Below are 4404 nucleotides of genomic sequence, written 5' to 3'. Positions count from 1 at the left end.
TCAGGAAGGTCGTTTCCGGTACGAGATCCAGTTCGGCGGGCTCTATCAGGCCTACGTCGATCAGGACGGCGTCGATGCGTGGGAGAGCCGGCTCCGCGCCCGCGCGACCTACGACCTGACCGAGCGCACCCGCGTCCGCGTGACGAATCGCTTCCGCGACATCTCCAACCTGCGCTTCGGCCGCCAGGACATCGAAGTCGCGGACACCGCCCTCGACCCGACCCAGGATCGCTACCTGCGGAACGAGTTCGAGCTCGAGCTGATCCACGATCTGACCGAGCTGCTCGAGCTGCGCCTGCGCGGCGAGCATCAGTGGGTCGACTTCGACGAGAATCTCGACCGCAACGACAGCACCGCGTGGCAGGGGGCGACCGAGCTCCGCTACCAGGTCTCTCCGGTCCACTTCGTCGGCGCGGGCGTGTCCTACACCCGACAGGACTTCGAGGAAGCCCTCTCGCGCATCGGCTCGACCGGCGACTTCGTGAGCGCCTTCGCCACCTGGACCTGGATCGTGACCGACGCGATCACCTTCAGCGCCAACGGCGGGCCGTCCTGGGTCCGGTCCGACGAGGACGACATCACGCGCGTCGCGCAGACCCGGTTCGTCGGCGGACGGCAGGGCGGCGAGACCCGCCGGGCCCAGCTCGGAAACTGCGGCGCGCCCGTGGGCGGACAGCGCTTCGCGTCGAACTGTACGCTCGCGCCGGTCTCGAACCCGACCGGAGGCGAGGGCCTCGGCGAGCTGATCGGCTTCGCCGTCGACCCGACGACGCCCCGGGTGGGCGACGACGAGCAGCTGACCTTCTTCGGCGGCGCGACGCTGACGGCGAACCTCCCGGATTGGAACCTCACCGCGTCCTACCAGCGCCGCCAGAGCTCGACGACCGGCGACGGCCTCGCGTCGAGCCTCGATCGCGTCTTCGGCGAGGTCGAGTACGCACCGTCGAACAGCCGCTGGAGCGTCTTCGCCGCAGGCAGCTGGGATCGTCGGGAGACCCTCACGGACTCGACCCGGATCGACTTCGTGCTCGTCGACGATGCCGATCTGACCATCGACGCCGAGCGGGACGAGACCCTGCTCGCGATCACGGAGGTCCGGTCCCGCGACCAGCGACGGGACAACTACACCGCGATCGTCGGCACCCGCTTCCGGATCGAGGACGAGCTCGCTGCGACCCTCGACGGACGCTACCGGCGGACCGAGGTCACCGGACCGGGCATCGATCGCCCCGGGATCGATACCTTCTTCGTCGTGCTGAGCTTCGAGTACGACTTCGTACCGATCCAGCTCTGATCGCGGGTCGAGCGCGCCCGCACGGCGAGCGGGGTCAGTGGTAGTCCCGGTCACCCGGTGTGACCTGCCACTTCGTGATGTCCTCGGAGAACTGCTTGTCCTCCCAGTCCATGGCGTCGAGGTAGTTGTCCGTCCGGTAGGGAAGGAAGCCCGCCCGCCGAAAGAGCGGCCAGTGGCGCCATACCGGCGTCCCGAAGAAGTTCATCGACTCGGCCCCCGCTTCCCGCGCGAAGCGGACGGCGTGGGAGAGCAGCGCAGGCGCCGCCTCCGGCGCGGCCGCGAACTCCGCGAGGGTGCTCTGGACTCCGGCGAGCCGGACGACCGCGTAGGCGACCGGCCGATCGTTCGACGCGTCGACCAGCGCGAGCGGCTGATAGGTCTCCGCCGGGTGATCGACGTAGCGCCAGTTGAGGAACGTCGCGTTGTGCGGCGTCCACCAGTGCTCGAAGCGCATGGTCGCGAGCGTGACGGCATCGAAGTCCGACGGACACCGATCGACGACCTCGAAGCGGAGCCCCCGGCCCGACCGGAGCGTCAACCCGCGCCAGGCCGCGAAGAGTCCGCCGGCGACGGCCCCCACCGGTCTCGCGAGGGCCTCCGGCAGACCCGCTCGGCGTCCAAGGTCCGATCCACCGAGCGCGGCGACGCCCCCGGTCAGCTCCCCGACCATCGTGCTGCTCTCGCCGGCCTTGACCGCGACCGTCCGCGAGCCCTCGTTCGGACCGGCGATCGTCGCGAAGGTGCTGCTCATCGGGTGGGTTCGGCGTACGCGTCGGCGCTCGGCCGCGAGGCCCTTGCGCTGCCAGTCCTGGACGGTCGCCGAGTCGCCCGAGAGCGAGCCAGCGCGCGGCGTATCGCCGCGCCAGATCGGCCAGGGAAAGAAAGCGCCGGTCTTGAGGACCCGACCCGTCGCGACCTCGGTCGTGGTCCAGACCCGGGCGAGCCCGTACGGGTTCTCTCGGTAGAGCCAGTCGAAGAGCGCGCGATCCCGACGACGCCCGAAGGCATCATCCACGCAATCGTAGACCGCTTCGAAGCGCTCGGGCGGGACGCGCTCGATCTCGAAGCGCGGATCCTCGCTCTGGGAGCCCAGGGGCAGCGCCATCCATTCGTCGAAGATGTCGTCGGGGATCGGGATCGTCGTGGGCGTCACGGCCAGGTCTTCCTCGCGGTGCGCAGCGTAGCGCGGACCGGCGGGCCGATGGTCCGAAGAGTGGCACCCCCGGGCGCTTTGCGGCGTCGAAGGTGAGCTTCCCCGGGCGCTTTGCGCCGTCGAACGCGTAGAATCCCGTCCATCGCACAGGAGACGACCGATGAAACCGTCCACCTTCCGCTTTCTTGCCTGCGCCCTGCTCATCGCCCTGTCCTTCGGGACCGGGGTCGCATGTGCCGAGGGCGACGGGGACGGCACCGCCCGCCGACACCACGGCGGCGGACACGGACCGCGCAACCGAGCCACCTTCCAGGTCGAAGCCGTGCGCGAGGTCGCCAACGATTGGGCGACCGCGCGCATGACGGTCCAGGCCGAGGGCAAGCAGGCCGCCGGGGTGGCGGCCGAGGTGAACGCCTCGATGAAGACCGCCCTCGAGCGCGCGGAGCGTGCCGCCGGGATCGAGGTCCGAACCGGCGGCTACTCCACGCAACCCGTCTACGACGACGGTCGCGTCGTCCGCTGGCGCGCGAGCCAGACCCTGCTGCTCGAATCCGGCGACAGCGACGCGCTCTCGACCCTCGTCGGCCTCCTCCAGTCCGATGCGGTCCTGCTCTCGGGAATCGAGTTCAGCGTCCGGCGTGAGACCCGCCAGGAGATCGAGGACGCCCTCATCCAGGAAGCCCTCGCGCGCTTCCGCGCGCGGGCGAAGCTCGTCGCCGAGGGGCTCGGTGCGAAGGAATGGTCCGTCGCCGAGGTGAACGTGGGCGCGAGCGGAACGACGCCGCCGCCGGTCTACCGGGCGGAGCGCGCGATGGCGTATTCGAGCGCGGCGCCACCGCCGTCCTTCGCCGCGGGAACGAGCGAGATCCGCGTGCAGGCATCCGGTACCGTCCGACTCGACTGAGCGCCGCGCCCGCAAAGCGCGGGCGCGCGAACCGAGGAGCCGACATGAATCTCATGGGCGAGCCCGCGTACGTCGGGCGACACTGCGGATCGAACGTCTATGAGATCGACGAGCGGACCGTGGCCTTCTACCAGGACGCGCTCGGGGACACGCACCCGCTCCACCAGCGCTTCGCGCCGCCGCTCCTGCACCACTCCGAATGCTATGCGCATCTCGGGCAGTGGTACCTGAAGAACCTCTTCGGGAACCTTCACGGCCAGCAGGACTGGTCGATGTTCGCGCCGATTCCGGTCGGCTCGAAGGTCCGTACCCGTTCGACGATCATCGACCGCTACCCCAAGCGCGGCCGGGACTGGGTCGTGAACGAGACCGATCTGATGAGCGCCGAGCCCGGCGACGAAGGGCGGCTCCTCGTCCGCGGACGGACCTACCAGTCCTTCCTCCCCGAGAAGAAGGACGACGCCGGTGGCTACGTCGTCGACGAGAAGAGCGCAGCGAAGAAGAAGCCGCGCCCGCCCTTCCCGACCGCGGAAGGCCCCGACCTCGCGTCGGTCGAGAAGGTGATCGACGACCGGCGCTGCTGGATGTTCTCCGGCCCCGGCAAGAACTATCACACGGACCGCGAAGAGGCGAAGAAGCTCGGCTTCCCGAACATCGTGGTCCAGGGCATGATGTCGACCTGCTTCGTCTCGCAGGTCATGCAGGACCACTTCGGGATGGGCTGGCTCGAGGGCGGCCGAATGTCGGTCAAGCTGACCAACGTCCTCTGGGTCGACGAGACGGTTCGCGCCCACGCGAAGATCCGGGACGAGGTCCAGGAGGGGACGAAGACGCGGATCTCCTGCGACGTCTGGGTCGAGAAGACCGACGGGACGCGCGTGATCCTCGGCGACGCCTCGGCCCTCGCGGACTAGTCCGCCGGCTGCGGGCGCTCGCCGGGGCTGCCGCTCCGCCGGCTGCGGGCGCTCGCCGGGGCTGCCGCTCCGCCGGCTGCGGGCGCTCGCCGGGTCTGCCGCTCCGCCGGCTGCGGGCGCTCGCCGGGGCTGCCGCTCC

The 4404-nt window shown here is 70.0% G+C and carries 4 protein-coding genes; 3 read left to right on the top strand and 1 reads right to left on the bottom strand.

Annotated features, from left to right (window positions below; all coding sequences use genetic code 11):
• The coding region (locus NXI30_28945) for a hypothetical protein (GenBank protein ID MCR9098268.1) at positions 1-1294 on the top strand (1294 nt) is incomplete at its 5' end.
• Positions 1295-1328: 34 nt separating this feature from the next.
• Here NXI30_28945 and NXI30_28940 read toward each other — a convergent pair.
• Positions 1329-2447: a hypothetical protein gene (locus tag NXI30_28940; protein MCR9098267.1), complete on the bottom strand. Its 1119-nt coding sequence runs from the start codon at positions 2445-2447 to the stop codon at positions 1329-1331.
• A 160-nt stretch (positions 2448-2607) separates the two neighbouring features.
• On the opposite strand from NXI30_28940, the gene NXI30_28935 reads away from it, so the two are divergent.
• Positions 2608-3351 (top strand): SIMPL domain-containing protein, encoded by a 744-nt coding sequence (locus tag NXI30_28935; protein ID MCR9098266.1) that lies wholly within the window; start codon positions 2608-2610, stop codon positions 3349-3351.
• Positions 3352-3395: 44 nt separating this feature from the next.
• Positions 3396-4265 (top strand): MaoC family dehydratase, encoded by an 870-nt coding sequence (locus NXI30_28930; protein ID MCR9098265.1) that lies wholly within the window; start codon positions 3396-3398, stop codon positions 4263-4265.
• Positions 4266-4404: the final 139 nt, after the last annotated feature.

It is taken from the genome of bacterium (assembly GCA_024742285.1).
GTDB lineage: Bacteria > Myxococcota_A > UBA9160 > UBA9160 > UBA4427 > UBA4427.
The sequence above is the reverse complement of the archived record's forward strand: the minus strand, read 5'-3'. Positions and strand labels throughout refer to the sequence as shown.

Bases quoted from the DNA above. Each gene is read 5' to 3' on its own strand.
- NXI30_28935 (MCR9098266.1), top strand. From the start codon at position 2,608: ATGAAACCGTCCACCTTCCGCTTTCTTGCCTGCGCCCTGCTCATCGCC.
- NXI30_28930 (MCR9098265.1), top strand. From the start codon at position 3,396: ATGAATCTCATGGGCGAGCCCGCGTACGTCGGGCGACACTGCGGATCG.